This is a genomic window from Thalassotalea insulae, from assembly GCF_030161395.1.
GTDB lineage: Bacteria > Pseudomonadota > Gammaproteobacteria > Enterobacterales > Alteromonadaceae > Thalassotalea_E > Thalassotalea_E insulae.
Genome location: NZ_BSST01000001.1, coordinates 818,258 through 835,776 on the forward strand (window position 1 = coordinate 818,258; position 17,519 = coordinate 835,776).

15 protein-coding genes are annotated in these 17,519 nt (G+C 40.6%); 3 read left to right on the forward strand and 12 right to left on the reverse strand.

Annotation, left to right across the window (positions count from 1 at the left end; genetic code table 11):
* The first annotated feature begins 2 nt into the window (after nucleotides 1-2).
* On the forward strand, nucleotides 3-1,004 hold the full coding sequence (locus tag QQK06_RS03850) for a GGDEF domain-containing protein (RefSeq protein WP_284243285.1): 1,002 nt from the start codon (nucleotides 3-5) through the stop codon (nucleotides 1,002-1,004).
* A gap of 74 nt (nucleotides 1,005-1,078) precedes the next feature.
* On the opposite strand, the gene QQK06_RS03855 is transcribed toward QQK06_RS03850, so the two are convergent.
* Together QQK06_RS03855 and miaE are read right to left on the reverse strand one after the other, a co-directional pair.
* Complete coding sequence (locus QQK06_RS03855; RefSeq protein WP_284243286.1) at nucleotides 1,079-1,753, reverse strand: Lcl C-terminal domain-containing protein; 675 nt, start codon at nucleotides 1,751-1,753, stop codon at nucleotides 1,079-1,081.
* 222 nt (nucleotides 1,754-1,975) lie between these two features.
* Nucleotides 1,976-2,737, reverse strand: coding sequence for a tRNA isopentenyl-2-thiomethyl-A-37 hydroxylase MiaE (gene miaE, locus QQK06_RS03860; RefSeq protein WP_284243287.1), 762 nt, complete (start codon nucleotides 2,735-2,737; stop codon nucleotides 1,976-1,978).
* 89 nt (nucleotides 2,738-2,826) lie between these two features.
* Between miaE and QQK06_RS03865 the strand changes: the two genes are divergently transcribed.
* Together QQK06_RS03865 and QQK06_RS03870 are read left to right on the forward strand one after the other, a co-directional pair.
* On the forward strand, nucleotides 2,827-3,105 hold the full coding sequence (locus QQK06_RS03865) for a hypothetical protein (protein ID WP_284243288.1): 279 nt from the start codon (nucleotides 2,827-2,829) through the stop codon (nucleotides 3,103-3,105).
* A gap of 230 nt (nucleotides 3,106-3,335) precedes the next feature.
* Complete coding sequence (locus QQK06_RS03870; RefSeq protein WP_284243289.1) at nucleotides 3,336-3,935, forward strand: Yip1 family protein; 600 nt, start codon at nucleotides 3,336-3,338, stop codon at nucleotides 3,933-3,935.
* Between the two features lie 69 nt (nucleotides 3,936-4,004).
* Here QQK06_RS03870 and purF read toward each other — a convergent pair whose 3' ends face one another.
* The 10 genes from purF to fabB form a co-directional block, all read right to left on the reverse strand.
* Nucleotides 4,005-5,522: an amidophosphoribosyltransferase gene (gene purF, locus QQK06_RS03875; protein WP_284243290.1), complete on the reverse strand. Its 1,518-nt coding sequence runs from the start codon at nucleotides 5,520-5,522 to the stop codon at nucleotides 4,005-4,007.
* A 19-nt stretch (nucleotides 5,523-5,541) separates the two neighbouring features.
* A complete protein-coding gene (locus QQK06_RS03880) occupies nucleotides 5,542-6,030 on the reverse strand; it encodes a CvpA family protein (RefSeq protein ID WP_284243291.1) in 489 nt (162 codons plus the stop codon).
* An 83-nt stretch (nucleotides 6,031-6,113) separates the two neighbouring features.
* Entirely contained in the window at nucleotides 6,114-6,728 is a 615-nt protein-coding gene (locus tag QQK06_RS03885) for an SPOR domain-containing protein (RefSeq protein ID WP_284243292.1), read from the reverse strand.
* An 8-nt stretch (nucleotides 6,729-6,736) separates the two neighbouring features.
* The gene (gene folC / locus QQK06_RS03890; RefSeq protein WP_284243293.1) at nucleotides 6,737-8,002 is read right to left on the reverse strand and encodes a bifunctional tetrahydrofolate synthase/dihydrofolate synthase; all 1,266 of its coding nucleotides are present in this window, start codon (nucleotides 8,000-8,002) and stop codon (nucleotides 6,737-6,739) included.
* 16 nt (nucleotides 8,003-8,018) lie between these two features.
* Nucleotides 8,019-8,876: an acetyl-CoA carboxylase, carboxyltransferase subunit beta gene (gene accD / locus QQK06_RS03895; protein WP_284243294.1), complete on the reverse strand. Its 858-nt coding sequence runs from the start codon at nucleotides 8,874-8,876 to the stop codon at nucleotides 8,019-8,021.
* Nucleotides 8,877-9,063: 187 nt separating this feature from the next.
* Nucleotides 9,064-9,846, reverse strand: coding sequence for a tRNA pseudouridine(38-40) synthase TruA (truA, locus tag QQK06_RS03900; RefSeq protein ID WP_284243295.1), 783 nt, complete (start codon nucleotides 9,844-9,846; stop codon nucleotides 9,064-9,066).
* Nucleotides 9,847-10,029: 183 nt separating this feature from the next.
* A complete protein-coding gene (locus QQK06_RS03905; RefSeq protein ID WP_284243296.1) occupies nucleotides 10,030-13,452 on the reverse strand; it encodes a FimV/HubP family polar landmark protein in 3,423 nt (1,140 codons plus the stop codon).
* Nucleotides 13,453-13,687: 235 nt separating this feature from the next.
* Complete coding sequence (locus QQK06_RS03910) at nucleotides 13,688-14,707, reverse strand: aspartate-semialdehyde dehydrogenase (RefSeq protein WP_284243297.1); 1,020 nt, start codon at nucleotides 14,705-14,707, stop codon at nucleotides 13,688-13,690.
* A 28-nt stretch (nucleotides 14,708-14,735) separates the two neighbouring features.
* Nucleotides 14,736-15,875: a 4-phosphoerythronate dehydrogenase gene (locus QQK06_RS03915; protein WP_284243298.1), complete on the reverse strand. Its 1,140-nt coding sequence runs from the start codon at nucleotides 15,873-15,875 to the stop codon at nucleotides 14,736-14,738.
* Between the two features lie 331 nt (nucleotides 15,876-16,206).
* Nucleotides 16,207-17,418, reverse strand: a complete 1,212-nt coding sequence (fabB, locus tag QQK06_RS03920) for a beta-ketoacyl-ACP synthase I (RefSeq protein ID WP_284243299.1) — start codon at nucleotides 17,416-17,418, stop codon at nucleotides 16,207-16,209.
* Nucleotides 17,419-17,519: the final 101 nt, after the last annotated feature.

Genomic DNA, 17,519 nt, shown 5'->3' on the forward strand with positions numbered 1-17,519 from the left:
CCATGAACACCCAAGATAATTACCCCTGCGCGGTAAAAGTTAGCGAGCAAACCATTAAATTTCTCAGTCAATATGAGGTTGCTCCAACACCAATCAATTTCTCAGTGATATATCACTATTTATCAAAAAGTAATGAATTACTTAATCAGTACATCGATGAATATATCAGCTGGCACGGTTCATTAGATGCAGTATTTATCGAGTCGGCATTTTTGGAGTTTTTCTCTACTACCGATCAACTGGAACGCTCGTTGTTAACGCCATTTGAACAAACGTTATCTTCAACCATGGAGAAGCTACAAACTCAAGTTGATAATGGCAATGAAATAGCCAGCAATTTACAAAGAGCCGACAATGTCCTAGCCAAATCAACACGTCAAGCGTCATTTAAGCCGGTACTTAAGTTCATTAATGCAACGCTGGCTCACTCTCAGCACCAGCATCAGGAATTAAATAAAGAACTTGCTGAAACTTATCAGCAAGTTAAACAACTAAAATCTCAGTTAAAAGCCTCTCGCGACGAAGCTATGCTCGATGCATTAACTGGCTTATATAACCGCCGCGGTTGTGATGAGAAACTAAAAGAATTATCAAAAGAAAGTACACATGCTTCCTGCTTAATTGATATTGATCATTTTAAGAACATTAATGATTCTTTTGGCCACGCAGTTGGCGATCAAGTGATCCAAAAAGTAGCGGCAACTATCAAAGAGCACTTAAGTAGCACTGACTTTGCCGTTCGCCAAGGCGGTGAAGAATTTATCGTGGTGTTAGCCAATCAAACAAAAAAAGACGCAAAGAGTTTTGCCGAAACCATCCGTATCGCTATCACTAAGTTACGCTTAAAGCAGAAAAAAACCAATGCCTATCTGCCGCCGATTTCAGTATCAGTTGGTGTGGCAGAATATCAAGAAAGTAGCACCTGGAAATCGGTATTTGAAAAAGCAGACTCTGCACTTTATCAGGCAAAAAATGCCGGCAGAAATTGTTGCATTGTTATGTAGTGGGTTAGCGAATACCCCGATTGAAACTAAAAAAGCAAGGTTAATAGCCTCGCTTTTTTAGTTACTGCATGAAATTAAGAATTTCTGCGACGCGTCATTAGCAGCCCCATCAGACCGAGTGCTAACATCGCACCGCTAACAGGTTCAGAAACGCTAACACGGCCATCGTGCACTAGCCAGGTTAATCCACCACTACCGCTTGCTGCCCGATGTTGTTCTCCATTCCCCATAGAAAAACGCCAGCTGTCGTAATCGTCATCAAACATGCCAATATAAGGATCAGAAAAATAACTTGCTGAACGTGACAGGTTGAAAAATAAATCAATATTGGCATTGTTTATCAATGTTGCAGCATCAGTACCTGCCGCTAAACCAAAATTGTTATAATACATATAACCTAGTTCACTGCCTGTACAATTAATACCATGTGAATAAGCGTCATTATCTGAATAATTAGCAGAGCATGATGGATCTATAGCTAAGGTTGTTGGCAGTCGCCATTCTGTATACCCTAAATATGAAAAATCACTAGCAAAATCAGCAGCGTCACCGTAAGTTGAAACGCCAAATTCATGTTCACCAGCAGTTAAAGCAATATTCGCATTCTGCAGCCAAGTGATGTTTAATACATCATCATAAATAGTGCCATTGCCATTATCGATCAGTCCAGCTGTTGAAGATAAGCTGACTAAAAGTGATACTGCTAAGGCGCTAGATTGCAGAAATTTTTGTGAGATTAGTTTTGTCATTATCTATCCTTGTGTTTTCCGTTTAAATATCACTGCTCTTTATTGAAGTAATCTACTCTGCTTCTTAATAAGCGCCCAATGAAAGCAAAATTGACACCTAAAAGTAAGATGCTAGATATTTAAAGGGTTCACCAAGGAATAAGACTATACAAATCAGTTAAAAAATAAAAATATGTAAAAAAATCTGACAGTTAAAAATTATTTTTAACTGCTATTTTCAAATTATATTACAGGCACGCCACTATGGAATTTAAAGTCTTCATCCTCTGATGAGATGAGTTCAGCTTCCCGTTCACCGAAGAACTTCACTCGCTCCGATATATCACCACCAGCTATTTCTTCTGCCAATGCTAGGTAATCTTGATAGTGGCGTGCTTCAGAGCGAAGCAATGAGATATAAAAATCCCCTAACCTTTTATCAACATGAGGAGCGAGCGTAGCGAACCGTTCACATGAACGAGCCTCGATATAAGCGCCAATAATGAGCTTGTCGATCATTGCATCTGGTTCAAATGTTTTGACGTGTCGTAACATGCCTTTTGCATAGCGGCATGGGGTAATGCTTTGATACTCAATACCATACTCATCCATGATTTCAAGCACTTGGTAAAAGTGATGTAACTCTTCTTTTATCAACAGAACCATCTTATCAATAAGATCTTGCCCATATGGTGTATCTGACTTAGGGATCACAGACTTAGTTAAATTGTTCTTTGACGGTAATGTGCGCCAATCGCCTTCCCTTTTATAGATAAGCGTTTCAAACGGCCTCAACCACGCCAACAGTGCATCACCACTTTCTTTATCTACTGCATACTTACGTATTAGAAACATTGCAGATTGTGCCGCCTTTAATTCACAAATCAAATGATCAATAAGCAACATAGGTAAATTTTCTGGCTTTTTAGCCTCTGCTACCCAAGCGTCTGGCGTTGAACATTGTAAAAATTGCTTAATGGGTGCTAACAAATGATTTGTCGACATAAAATTTTACTGCTGAAAATGAATAGTGCTATTTTAAAAGCCAAATAGTTGAGATACTAGTAGCTATCATTAATTTATTATCAGAAATCATGAAACAGCATAAAGCTCAAGATTTAATTGATAAGCATCATAAGCTCATTCACAGTGAAAATTTAAAGGTTGTCTCACATGTACAGCGTGAACAAGATGACTGGTTGTTAAACACCATAATGATAGAAAATATAGATGTACCATTTAAATATAAAAGAAAAAAGCATTATCGTTCTTTACAAGGACAACGAGTAAACCTGACTTATTATGCTACAACAGAAAATATCGCTGGCTTTGATATCGAGATAATGAAAGTTGTCAGAGTTAAAGTTGCTTAATAGCGCCATTAGTTCTAATTAAGTATAAAATTCAGTGATTTTAATTATAAAAAATAACTATTTGCCTATTCACACGATTATTTTTCAATCAACTCTTGACGAAAGCTTCGACATCTTTCATAAATAAGATATCAACAATAAAAAACGAATGTTGATCTTAACGCGCAGCAGATAATAAAAATTCAAACTGTATATGCGTATTTTTTGGGGACAGAGCAAGAGGTAATTTTATGATCTTAAATCATATCTGGGGGCTATACGCTCATCCAAAGGAAGAATGGCAAACCATCGAAAAACGTCATGAAAGCTTAATGTACAGTGTCGTTCATATTTTAACAATCGCATTAATACCAGCAATTTGCAGTTATTATGCTGCCGCTCACATCGGCTGGTCTATTGGTGCAGGTGATGTCATCAAAATCTCAGAGCCCCACGCAATTGCGATGGCCGTTGCCATGTATGCAGGCTTGATTGCTGGCGTTTTTGCCTTAGCATATTTGATCCAATGGATGGCAAAAACTTTTGACGCATCACCGGATTTTACCCAGTCACTTGAACTTGCCGCTTATACCGCCACCCCACTACTTATGGTTGGTTTGACGACGCTTTATCCTGTTTTATGGTTTGTCGCATTAGCAGGTTTAGCGGCATTAACTTATTCAGTTTACCTTTTATATTCTGGTGTACCTATTATGATGAACATTCCAGAAGAAAAAGGCTTTATCTACGCAAGTTCAGTAGTAACTTGCGGATTAGTCTTGTTAGTGTCGTTAATGGCAATTAGCGCTATCATGTTCAGCATGGGATTTGGCGCAGAATACATTTCTTAATAACCACTGTTAATAAAAGCAAAAAACGCTCCTTAAGGAGCGTTTTTTATTGCAACGAAAGTGAGCGCTTTATTCCGCCCCTTCATTATGCATATCAATAATAGAGTCAGCATTTTTATCCGATAACTCTTTACTCTCATTATTTCGTAATGCATCCAGTTTCTCCAGGTAGCCCTGATCTATATCTTTAGTGATATATTGACCATCAAACACTGAAGTTTCAAACTGCTTAATATCCGGGTTTGCCACAGCAACAGCCGCTTCTAAGTCAGCAATCGATTGAAAGATCAACTTATCAGCACCAATCAATTGGCAAATATCATCCAGATCACGGCCATGAGCAATCAACTCAGTAGCACTCGGCATATCGATACCGTAAACATTAGGGAAACGAATCTCAGGCGCTGCAGAGGCAAAGTACACTTTTTTCGCACCAGCCGCACGAGCCATATCTATGATTTGCTCTGATGTGGTGCCACGAACAATTGAATCATCAACAAGTAAAACATTTTTACCCGCAAACTCAGTTGAAATAGCATTTAACTTACGACGGACAGATTTTTTACGCATTTCCTGGCCCGGCATAATAAAAGTACGGCCAATATAACGGTTTTTAACAAAGCCCTGACGGTAAGGTAAATCTAAGGTTTGGGCGATTTGTAAGGCACTATCACAAGAAGTTTCGGGGATCGGAATAACCACATCAATATCTTCATCTGCCCATTCTTTTGCAATTTTTTCACCTAGCTTTTTACCCATCTCAACACGAGAACCGTACACCGAAATCTTATCTATTGCTGAATCAGGGCGGGCAAAATAAACGTATTCAAAAATACAAGGGTTAAAGCTCGGATTTTCCGCACATTGCTTGCTGTGCAGTTGACCATCTTCAGAGATAAAAATTGCTTCACCAGGTGATACATCACGCACAAAAGTAAAATCACAGGCATCTAATGCCACAGACTCAGACGCTACCATGTATTCTGCGCCCTTTTCTGTTTCTCTTTTGCCAAACACTAATGGTCGAATACCATTAGGGTCACGAAATGCAACCATACCGTTACCGATGATCAGGGCAACAGTTGCGTATGCTCCACGAACACGTTTATGTACATTGGCAATCGCTTTAAAAATATCATCAGGTGTTAATTCAAACCGTCCGCCTTGCTGTAATTCATGACCTAAAATATTCAATAAAATTTCAGAATCAGAAGTGGTATTGACATGACGACAGGCTTCTTTATATAACCAATCTTTCAATTCATCTGCATTGGTCAGATTACCATTATGAGCCAACGAAATACCGAAAGGAGAGTTAGCATAAAAAGGCTGAGCTTCCGATGAACTTGAAGTGCCTGCGGTAGGATAACGAATATGACCGATGCCGATATTGCCCTGCAGTCTCATCATATGACGTGTATGAAACACATCTTTGACCAAGCCATTAGCTTTTCGCAACCTAAAGGTATTATCGTGAATGGTAACGATGCCAGCTGCATCTTGCCCTCTATGTTGTAGTACCGTTAAACCGTCATATAATGATTGATTAACCGGTGTATTACCTACAATGCCAACTATACCACACATGGTGTTTCTCTCCGCCGAACTAAGCTTGATTTAGAAAACTGGATGATTGTTTGAGATATTCAAAAAACCATTCAATTATTAATGTAAATTCTGGAATTAATTGAGAACTTTGCCACCACTGACTAGATGATGAAGGGGTAAACGCATCGATAAAAAACAATACCGCGCTAACTATTAATACACCACGCAGCGCGCCAAAAACAATGCCCAACACCCTATCTGTACCTGAAAGTCCTGTTTTAGCCACCAATTGACTAATAACATAATTAACTAATGCGCCTAAAATAAGCGTGGTAATAAATAAAATGGCAATAGCAGCGCCATTACGTAAGAAAGCATCGGAGATATTGGTAAGAAGAGTGGCAAGTTTGGCGTAGAAAGTACTGGCAATAAAAAAGGCACTTATCCAGATAACCAGCGACACAGCTTCTTTGACAAAGCCACGAACAAGACTAATTAACGTTGAAATACCTATGACAGCCAAAATGGCATAGTCTATCCAAACCATAAATCGAGAGTTCTCAATTAATATTACTCGTATTTGAGGCGCGCATTCTATCAGAACGACCGCTCAAAGTACTAACATTATTATTATTTTGTCGGTGAAAATCTGGCGACTTTTCCTTCCACCTGAGTTAACTGTTTCAATTCAGGTATCTTTTTCTCAAGGCTGGTTTTAATTAATTCCGGCCCGACAAATACCTTAGTTAATGTCCCGGTTTTGGTCTTAATAGGGCGAGTAAACGCCTTATAACCGGCTTTAGTTAATTTATTCACTAGCTCATCAACATTATTTTTATGACGAAAACTACCTAACTGGATCACCCAAGCCTGATTAGCAACCGCTTTTGCTGGTAGTGAATCACTTTTAACACTTTGAACTTGTTTAAGCTGATCAGATTTAGCTAATGGTTTCACTGCAACCTTCTCTGTTGCTATCTTCTGCACTTCATTATCAATCGACGCTTCAGAGTCATCGTCAACGGCGGTTTCATCCACCAATTGCTCCTTAGCTAGCGATGATAGTTTATCCTCGGGGAAGTCATGATTTTTGGGCTTAAAATCTATAGTAGGTGCAGCAGGAATAGGTTCAAACTCTTCCTGATAGGTTTTCTTATCTCCATCAAGTAGATCAGGTAAAAAGATAATTGCGATTGCCGCAACAATAACGGTACCGACTAATCTATTTTGAAACGGTGTAGACAAGAGAACTCCTAATTATACAATGACTTGACTTGTGCAACGGTAACAAAAGATCCAAAAACTAAAATAAGATCCTGCTTACCCGCGTGAGCTTTTGCCATTTTATAACCCTCACTCACATTGTCAAAAGATAATAAATTTTTCGCATCTTGCTCAGTAAATACCTCACGTAGCTGAGCAGCGTTAGCCCCTCTTGCAACATCTAATGAGCAAAGGTACCAATGATCAATATAAGGTATTAATGGCTTAATGGTATTAACTATGTCCTTATCTGACAGCATACCGACGACTGCATGTACTTGCTTAGCACTTACCTCTTTTACTTGGTCCGCAAGATAGCGTGCTGCCAATGGATTATGACCAACATCTAACATCACCTGACAACCATCTACTAAGATTTCAGTTCTGCCGGCGACTTTAGTTTGCTCAATGAGCGTAATAACCTGCTGATTACTAAGCTCTATCGCTAAAAGCTTTAACACCATTAACGCCGTAGCAACATTGTCTTGGGGAATATGAGGGCGTGGTAACAGCTCATAGATCACTTGCTCACTTTGCCAACGCCAACGATTACCATCTTGTTGCGGCTCAATAGTAAATTGGCGTCCACGACAGTACAAATTAGCACTCAATTGCTCACCATAAGATAACACCGAAGCTGGCGGCTGCTTATCACCTATTACCGCGGGTTGCTGTGGCCGAAGAATACCCGCTTTTTCTGCGCCAATGGCTTCCCGGGTATTACCTAAAAATGCCTGATGATCTAAATCTATGGTGGTGATGACTGCAATATTCGCATCGATAATATTAGTGGCATCCAGCCGCCCACCTAAACCAACCTCTAAAATAATAAATTCCGGTTTAACCGACATGAGCACTAACAATGCGGCCAGCGTGGTGTACTCATAGTAAGTTAAAGAGATTTCAGCTCTCGCCTGCTCTATTTGCTCAAACGCCCTAACTAATGGTTGGTCCGCAACATCCTTCTGATTAATTCTTAAACGTTCATTAAATTCTGTAATATGCGGAGAAGAATAGACAGCAACTGAACGCTGCTCCATTAACAAGGCGTTTTCGATAAACGCACAGGTCGTACCTTTACCATTAGTACCAGCAACAGTCACCACTTGAGCAAATGACAAATCAATAGCTAAACGCTTTGCCACGACAGCAATACGTTCAAGCCCCATATCAATTTCACTTGGGTGAATACTTTCTAAATAATAAAGCCACTCATCGAGCGTACGCTCAGAGTGGCTTTTAATAATTTCGCTCATAAAGTAATTGTTAACGCTAGCTTGCTTTTAATTCCTGACCAGTAAACTTCGATAATAAGCGCGCTAAAGTATCACGCATTTCCCGGCGATCGACTATCATGTCAATTGCGCCTTTTTCGATTAAGAACTCACTACGCTGGAAACCTTCTGGTAATTTTTCACGAACCGTTTGTTCAATAACACGTGGCCCAGCGAAACCAATAAGCGCTTTCGGCTCAGCAACATTAACATCGCCTAGCATTGCCAAGCTGGCAGAAACGCCCCCCATAGTAGGATCGGTTAATACTGAAATATAGGGTAAGCCTTTTTCGCTCATTTTCGCCAACGCAGCACTGGTTTTAGCCATCTGCATCAGTGAAAATAAGGCTTCCTGCATTCGGGCACCACCACTGGCAGAGAAACAAACAAAAGGTAAGTTATGTTCGAGACAATATTCAACCCCTTTTACAAAGCGTGCCCCTACTACCGAGGCCATAGAACCACCTAGAAAAGCAAATTCAAATGCCGCAGCAACAATTGGCATACCGTGTAATTCACCTTTCATTACCACTAAGGCATCTTTCTCATTGGTTGCTTTTTGCGCCGCTGAAATCCGGTCTTTATAACGCTTAGAGTCCTTGAATTTTAGAATATCCTGAGGCTCAAATTCAGTTCCTAACTCTACACGTTCACCAAGATCTAAAAAGCTTTCGATACGCTTACGGGCACTAATGCGCATATGGTGATCACACTTAGGACAAACCGACATTTGACGGTCTAATTCAACTTTATAAAGCACCGCATTACAGGAAGTACATTTGCTCCAGACACCTTCTGGAATATTACGTTTTTGAGTCGATTTTGCTTTCGGGAGAATCTTTTCAATCCAGCTCATAATTTCACTTTTGCCTATGCATGAGAATCATTTAACCGCTAATAAATAGCCATTAAATTGTAAATTTTTATAATATCTAAGTATAACCACTAATTAGACCATATTTTAACGTATTATGGATAGAAAAAACTGGTCTGTTTTGTAAAATTTTATCGGGTAAAAATTTAGGGCTTTGTACAATAAACAACTAATCTAAAAATAATGGTCCTAATGTCCGCTTTGGTAAGGCAAATTCTGCTGGATATTCAACATCAACAAAATACAGCCCAGCCGCAGGTGCTGTGATACCCGCCAGACAACGATTTTTTGCTTCCAGTACTTCCTTGATCCAGCTAATCGGCTTAAGTTCTTGCCCCACCTTCATTAAACTGCCAGCGATATTGCGCACCATATGGTGTAAAAACGCATTGCCTTTTACATCAATAATAATGTAATCCCCTTTTCTGGTAACATTACAATGCAATAAGGTTCTGATTGGAGAATGCGACTGACAATGTACAGTACGAAATGAAGTAAAGTCATGCTGCCCCACTAAAAATTGTGCCGCTTGATGCATTAGCTGTTCATTTAACGGGTAATGACAAAAACTCAAGCCATGACTCAAAATAGCCGAACGCAGATTATTGTTATAAATAATATAACGATAACGACGAGCGGTAGCGCTAAAGCGCGCATGAAAATCCTCAGTCACTTGCTGACACCATGACACCGCAACATCCTTGGGTAAATTAGTGTTAACACCAAGCGTCCAGGCTACGTCTTTACGTACTTTAGTGGTATCAAAATGAACAACTTGATTAGTCGCGTTAACTCCGGTATCGGTACGCCCAGCACAAACGACCTCTATCGGCTCAGCAGCAATTTTCGATAATGCTTGTTCTAATGTCTGCTGAACACTGATCACGCTTTTCTGACGCTGCCAACCATAATACTGGCTACCATCATATTCAATACCTAAGGCGTAACGCATTCGTTCTCCCGTTATCTCTCATCAACACATCCCAATTAAATAGTTATTTTAATTGGTATCACTCGCATAAAAATCCGCGCGCATTATCCACTATTTGTTACAATTTTGCGAGTAACACCATCAGTATTAAAAAAGGCCAAAGTAGTCATACTTTGGCCTTTTTTAATACTGACAAATTAACAGTTAATCTAGATCATCCAGCAGTTTTTGTGCTTGCTGCTGCTGCTCTGAATCACCGAGCTTTAATACATCCTGCAAGATAACTTCGGCATTTTCGTTATCCCCTATTTCCATATACACTTTCGCTAAATCCAGTTTAGCCGCGACGCCACTGTCATCTTCCTCATCAACATCAACTTGATTAACATCTGTGGTAAATTCAGGAAACTCTCCTAATCCGACATCAATATTAGTTTGCTCATAAGGTTCTGTTTGTTCATCTGAATCATCCTGTGTATCAGAAATTAATTCATCAACCGAGATAAAATCACGTTCATCTTGGCTCACGTCTGATTCATTGTCTAACTCATCACCAATAGTAAACTCTTGTGCTTGATCATCACTCTCTATGTCAACACTGGTATCACTACCAGGTGGAGCTTCTTCTTCGATATTAGCCAGCAACTCATCAAAATCTACATTATCCAGCTGTTCAATATCATTAATTTCCAAAATATCGCTATCATCAGCTTTACCTTCACCAGTTTGTTGCTCTTCCGCTAACAAATCAGCTAACACTTCACTGTTGGTAAAATCTGGTGGTAATTCATCTTCAGAGGTTTCTTGCTGCTCGTCCTGCAATAACTGGCTTAATGTCGACTCATCAAACTCACCAGATACTTCATCTAAAATACTGTCATCTATTGTCGACGAGTCATCACTAGGTGCCTGTTCACTTGACAAAATATCATCGCCAATATCTAACGGCTCATCATCAGATTGACTGCCCTGCTCAACATCAGCAATAAGTGCATCAATATCGAGATCATCATCGATCACTTGTTGAACGGGTTCATCATCACTATCATCGGTATCTGTCGCTTGTTGCTGAGCTATAGCGCTTAAATCTGCCGATAGAAATGGAGCAACATAATCATCGCTAAAATTAGCAATTAACTCCTGATGGTTATCCTGCGGCTCAACCTGATCTTCAGTTGTTGCAGACGAACTAGGTTCAACCTCTCCTAATAACGCATCAATTTCGCTTTGGTCGCTAACCTCTAGATTTTTATCTTCTTTGCGCTGTTCTGCTGCCGAAGATACCGGCTGATCATCGTTAATTGAATTGAGTAAGGCGTCAATATCATCGGGATCGCTCAGTTCTGCATCATCCGGGATATCATCCGCGGCTGGCGCTTCACTTGTAGGTTCTGCGCTATCTCCTGCCATCGAATCCCCTGTCATAGATTCCATCAAGGCGTCAATATCATCGGGATCGGTTAGCTCTGCATTATCCGGGATATCATCCGCGGCTGGCGCTTCACTTGTAGGTTCTGCGCTATCTCCTGCTATCGAATCCCCTGTCATAGATTCCATCAAGGCATCAATATCATCGGGATCGGTTAGCTCTGCATTATCCGGGATATCATCTGCGGCAGGCGCTTCACTTGTAGGTTCTGCGCTATCTCCTGCCATCGAATCCCCTGTCATAGATTCCATCAAGGCATCAATATCATCGGGATCGGTTAGCTCTGCATTATCTGGAACTTCATCCGCGGCTGGCGCTTCACTTGTAGGTTCTGCGCTATCTTCTGCCATCGAATCCCCTGTCATAGATTCCATCAAGGCATCAATATCATCGGGATCGGTTAGCTCTGCATTATCCGGGATATCATCTGCGACAGGCGCTTCACTTGTAGGTTCTGCGCTATCTCCTGCCATCGAATCCCCTGTCATAGATTCCATCAAGGCATCAATATCATCGGGATCGGTTAGCTCTGCATTATCCGGGGTATCATCCGCGGCTGGCGCTTCACTTGTAGGTTCTGCGCTATCATCTGCCATCGAATCCCCTGTCATAGATTCCATCAAGGCATCAATATCATCGGGATCGGTTAGCTCTGCATTATCTGGTACTTCATCCGCGGCTGGCGCTTTGCTTGCCATAGAGTCCATTAAGGCATCGATATCATCAGGCTCTGTCAGCTCTTCTTCACCTGAGACTTCAACAATATCCTCAGCGTCATCGCTTCCGGTTTCCATCAGCAATTCATCGAGCGCATTTTGATCAAGCTCACCGCCTTCTAACTCTTCGACGATTTCATCATCATTTTCTTCTGGCTCACCAACTTCTTCATCGATATTTGACAGTAAAGAATCCAGATCTCCCTGATCTAACTCTCCGTCTAGCAGTTCTTCATCTGGTTCGAGCTGCGCATCATCAACATCGTCGAGTGAAATTTCTTCCAGATCATCGAGATCGCCTAAATCATCCAGATCATCTAAATCGTCATCGAGATGTATGACATCATCGTCGAGTAATTCATCAGCTAACGAATCGATATCGCCACCTAATAAGTCATCATTGTCATCACCCTCAGCGAGATCAATCGCCAGCTCATCGTCCAACGATAATTCATCATCCAAAGATAACTCGTCGTCTAACGACAATTCATCATCAAGTGTTAACTCTTCACCTTTCTTATTTTCTTGCTGTTTTTCCGGTTTAGCTGCTGCAATTTTTCCTAACTCAAACTCTGATGTATCGGCATCAGCATTCGCTTGTTTTTTCTTCCTAAAGAACAGGAATATCCCGCCAGCAACCAGTGAAGAGGTAAACAATAACGTTAATACAATAAACCAAGGACTATTAATAAAGCCGTTATTTTCCAATTCTAGACGCTGTTTTTCTAATAGGCGTTCTTGTTCACGAGCTTCGGCTTTATCTAATAACGCCTGCAACATCGCATTAGTATTCATTAACTGCAGCTCAACTTCTTTCCCTTTTGCCACTTCCTGCTGCATTTCGCCTAATTTATCGTTAAAACTATTTAGCTTGTTACGTAACTCTTCATTCTCTTTTAAAATCGCCTGCAGGCCATCAATCGAGTCCAATACATCATTTTGAATAGTGGCTAATCGTTGTTTTTGTGAATCATCATAACTTTGCAGCTGATTATTAATTTCACTTTTTGCTTGCTCTAAATCTTTCTTATTGACTACATCGACGGCAGGTTTTATTTCCTTAGGCTTAGAGGCTGCAGTTTTCGCCACCTTGCTTTGCCACTCCTGATCATCTTGATCCGATTTTTTTTGCGCTACTTGTGGATTAATCGCCGCAATTTCCTGCGGCGTTGGTAGTTTAAGGTATTGTCCGTCAATTAAATGATTGAGGTTATTATCATGAAAAGCTTGTGGATTTTTTTCATATAATGCCTGCATGACCTGATAGACAGAAAACGCTGGGTCTGGTCGCACCTGCAAAGCAATATTCCATAAAGTATCTTTTGACGTTATCGGGCCATATTGCTCAAAAGGAAATTGATCACTGGATTTTGGACCTCGAATACGGATCCCACCTTCTTCGGCAGACCATGAGACAGCGCTAAAAGAACTAATACTGATAATTAAAACCTGCCACAGGCACAGGCGTAACAGTCGTTGCATTAAGGTTTCCTAATTATTTTTATCTGACGCCAATAGTTTGGCACAACTAAGTCCAGATAAAACAAAGCAAAAAATATTCCAAACAAGTATATCACAGCCAAACGACTATAATATTCCCTGTCAAGTTAACCTCAGTTATAACAAAAAAACTCGTCGTTAACTATAACGACGAGTTTTTATTTTTCTTTAATAAATCGAGTACTTAGCTATTACCCGATAATTTATCTCTAACAGATCAAGATAAATATTCTTTTACTAATAATTCTGCGATCTGAATACTGTTAGTTGCTGCGCCTTTACGAACGTTATCGGCAACAATCCACATATTAATACCATTATTATGGCTAAGATCTTCACGAATACGGCCGACGAATGTCGCATCAACACCGCTGGCTTCACCAATTTGCGTTGGAAAATCTTCATCCTTTTCACAAACTTCAACCCCTGGAGCCTGCTTAAGAAGCTCTTTAACTTGCTCTGCAGAAATTTGCTCTCTGGTTTCGATATGCAAGGCTTCACCATGGCCAAAAAATACCGGCACACGAACTGCAGTAGGATTGACTAAAACATTCTCGTCACCGAGTATTTTCTTAGTTTCCCACACCATCTTCATTTCTTCTTTGGTGTAACCATTTTCCATAAAGACATCAATTTGCGGAATCACATTAAACGCGATCTGACGAGAAAATGCTTTTGATTCAATCGGCTTACCGCTTAACAGATCCGCACATTGTTTCGCTAATTCATCCATCGCTTCTTTACCGGCACCTGAAACCGACTGATAGGTACTGACATTTACCCGTTCAATACCTACTGCATCATAAATCGGTTTTAATGCCACCATCATCTGAATGGTTGAACAGTTTGGATTAGCAATAATATTACGATTACGATATTCCGCTAATGCCTGTGGATTAACTTCTGGCACCACTAGAGGCACATCTGCTTCGTAACGAAATTCTGAGGTATTATCGATAACAATACAGCCAGCATCACCTGCAATTGGCGCAAACTTTGCCGAAATGCTACCACCAGCAGAGAAAAATCCTATTTGAGCTAAGCTAAAATCAAAGGTATCAGCATCAATCACTTCGATGGTTTCACCATTAAACTCAATCGTTTCACCAGCTGAGCGAGCGCTCGCTAACGGGTAAAGTTTATTCACAGGAAAATCTCGTTGCTCAAGAATTTCCATAATGGTTTTACCAACCAATCCTGTTGCTCCTAATACGCAAACATCAAATTTCTGTGCCATGCCCTTCTCTCAATTTTAACTTGTTAAATTACCGTAAATTACCGAAACCAAGCCGATGTGCAAATGCCGACTGGTGCTGTTGATTGCTGCTAACGTTAACCGATGAAAACTCCCTGCGAGCAGGGTAAGTTTTACGTAAAAGATCAAACGCTAGTGCAGTTTCCTGTTGATGACCTATTTGCTGACGAAATAACGCGTCATCGCGCCTGACATCGTAAACCATTTTAACCAGTTGGTTTAGTAAAATTTCGTCAAATCCTTGGTTTATTTCAATATGACTTATTCCAGAATCAGGTAAAAAATCCGTCAGCGACTTTTCAACAGGTTTATTTAATAAACGAGATAATGCCTGATAGAGCATTTCCGTACCACGCGCTTTGCCTTCCAAACTATAACCAGCAATATGTGCAGTTGTTATCTCACAGTAGGAGATCAGCTCAGTTAAAATTTGCGGTTCGTTTTCCCAAACATCGAGCACCAATTTTACTCCATGTCCCCGCTGTTTCATTTTCAACAAGGCTTGGTTATCTGTGACTTCCCCTCGGCAGGCATTAATTAATATCTGTTTAGAAGAAAGTTGTGAAAGTCGCTGCTCATTTAGTAAATGATAAGTTGGATAATCACCCGACGTAGTTTTAGGAACATGCAGCGAAATAACATCACACGCTAATGCCTGCTCTAACGCAACGAATTCCCTTTGGTCATTGTCATTTTGCGCTAGTAATGGATCACATAATAGATAATTTACTCCAATAGCATCTAGCTTTTCGCTTAATCTGCTCCCGGTATTACCCGCGCCAATAATACCCACCGTCAGGTCTTGCAATACTAGTTGATAACGCTCTGCCAACACCACTAATGACGATAACACATATTCAGCAACTGAAATCGCATTACAACCCGGTGCAGCACTAAAGTTAATGCCGCGCTGCCGTAAATAATGTTGATCAATATGATCGACACCTATGGTCGCTGTGCCAACGAATTGTAGTTTATTATTCGCCGCTAATAAGCTTTGATTGACCTCAGTAATAGAACGAACTAACAGCACGTCAGCCTCTGCAACTTGCTCTGTGGTCAAGGTTCTGCCGGCAAATGCCGTTAGTTCGCCAAAGTCACTAAAAAATTCACGGGCAAACGGCATATTTTCATCGAAAAAGATTTTCATTAACTTTATGACTTTTATATATTAATTATCAAACACAGGTTGCAGATCACCCAAAAAACGATGGTATTTCTACACGCTCATCGATAGCTAGGTTTTCTCTGGAACAAAAAAAACGACCGTACATTATCAGGTCTGGCATCTTGCTTCTCTCTACCTCCGCGTCCATGCACCCTGTACATATACGCTCCTGTTCATCCATGAACCCACGTTATACCGTACATCCTGTACATATACGTTCCTATTCATCCATGAACCCACGTTATACCGTACATCCTGTACATAAAAAAAGCCGTTAACGTAAGTTAACGGCTTTTATACAGACCGCTAACGGTTATTTGTATTTTTTCATTACTAAGGTCGCGTTAGTACCACCAAAACCAAAGCTGTTAGACATCACTAAATCTAACTCCGCTTCACGAGTTTCAGAAACAATATCAAGCCCTTGGGCCTGCTCATCTAACGTTTCAATATTAATCGATGGTGCAATAAAGTTGTTTTCCATCATTAATAATGAATAAATGGCTTCATGAACCCCGGCAGCACCTAAAGCATGACCTGTCATTGCTTTAGTGGCACTGATCGCTGGTGAATCATTACCGAATAATTCCTGAATGGCCCCTAATTCTTTAACATCACCAACTGGGGTAGACGTACCGTGTGTATTAAGATAATCAATTTTTCCTTCAACACCATGCATCGCTTGCTGCATACAACGTACCGCACCTTCCCCGCTTGGGGCTACCATGTCATAGCCGTCAGAAGTCGCACCATAACCAACAATTTCAGCATAAATATGCGCGCCACGAGCCAAAGCGTGTTCAAGTTCTTCGACAACCACCATACCGCCGCCGCCAGAAATAACAAAACCATCGCGGTCAGCATCGTAAGTACGAGACGCTTTGTCAGGTGTATCGTTATACTGAGTAGATAATGCCCCCATAGCGTCAAACATCATCGCTAATGACCAATCTACTTCTTCGCCACCACCAGCAAAAACAATATCTTGTTTACCTAATTGGATAAGTTCCGCAGCATGGCCAATACAATGAGCACTGGTGGCACAAGCTGAGCTGATTGAATAATTTACCCCTTTGATTTTAAACGGCGTCGCTAAACAAGCAGAACAAGTGCTAGACATAGTTTTTGGTACTGCATAAGGACCAACACGTTTTACGCCTTTTTCACGTAACGTGTCGGCAGCTTTTACGACATTATCTGATGAAGCACCACCAGAGCCAGCAACAATACCGGTACGGAAATTAGACACTTGTTCTTCTGTTAATTTTGCATCGTCAATGGCTTCTTGCATAGCAACATAAGCATACCCTGCAGCATCCCCCATAAAACGAATGGCTTTACGGTCGATGTGATCTTTCGTGTTTAACGTTGGATTACCCCAAACCTGACTACGTAAGCCTTTTTCTTCAAAGCTTTCTGATTTGGTAATTCCTGAACGTCCAGCTTTTAATGAAGCTAACACTTCTTCCGCGTTATTACCGATACTTGATACAATACCTAATCCGGTGATCACTACTCGTTTCATCTAACTAACCATCTAAAATTTAAAAAATTCGGGCGTATCATACAGAATTTTGCCCCTCATACTGGTCTGCTCAGTGTACACTTGTACACTGATTTATTCAA

Coding starts and splice junctions, on each gene's coding strand:
- miaE (WP_284243287.1), bottom strand. CDS start 2,737: ATGTCGACAAATCATTTGTTAGCACCCATTAAGCAATTTTTACAATGT.
- QQK06_RS03855 (WP_284243286.1), bottom strand. CDS start 1,753: ATGACAAAACTAATCTCACAAAAATTTCTGCAATCTAGCGCCTTAGCA.
- truA (WP_284243295.1), bottom strand. CDS start 9,846: ATGCGTTACGCCTTAGGTATTGAATATGATGGTAGCCAGTATTATGGT.
- QQK06_RS03850 (WP_284243285.1), top strand. CDS start 3: ATGAACACCCAAGATAATTACCCCTGCGCGGTAAAAGTTAGCGAGCAA.
- accD (WP_284243294.1), bottom strand. CDS start 8,876: ATGAGCTGGATTGAAAAGATTCTCCCGAAAGCAAAATCGACTCAAAAA.
- QQK06_RS03870 (WP_284243289.1), top strand. CDS start 3,336: ATGATCTTAAATCATATCTGGGGGCTATACGCTCATCCAAAGGAAGAA.
- purF (WP_284243290.1), bottom strand. CDS start 5,522: ATGTGTGGTATAGTTGGCATTGTAGGTAATACACCGGTTAATCAATCA.
- fabB (WP_284243299.1), bottom strand. CDS start 17,418: ATGAAACGAGTAGTGATCACCGGATTAGGTATTGTATCAAGTATCGGT.
- QQK06_RS03905 (WP_284243296.1), bottom strand. CDS start 13,452: ATGCAACGACTGTTACGCCTGTGCCTGTGGCAGGTTTTAATTATCAGT.
- QQK06_RS03915 (WP_284243298.1), bottom strand. CDS start 15,875: ATGAAAATCTTTTTCGATGAAAATATGCCGTTTGCCCGTGAATTTTTT.
- QQK06_RS03880 (WP_284243291.1), bottom strand. CDS start 6,030: ATGGTTTGGATAGACTATGCCATTTTGGCTGTCATAGGTATTTCAACG.
- QQK06_RS03865 (WP_284243288.1), top strand. CDS start 2,827: ATGAAACAGCATAAAGCTCAAGATTTAATTGATAAGCATCATAAGCTC.
- QQK06_RS03910 (WP_284243297.1), bottom strand. CDS start 14,707: ATGGCACAGAAATTTGATGTTTGCGTATTAGGAGCAACAGGATTGGTT.
- folC (WP_284243293.1), bottom strand. CDS start 8,002: ATGAGCGAAATTATTAAAAGCCACTCTGAGCGTACGCTCGATGAGTGG.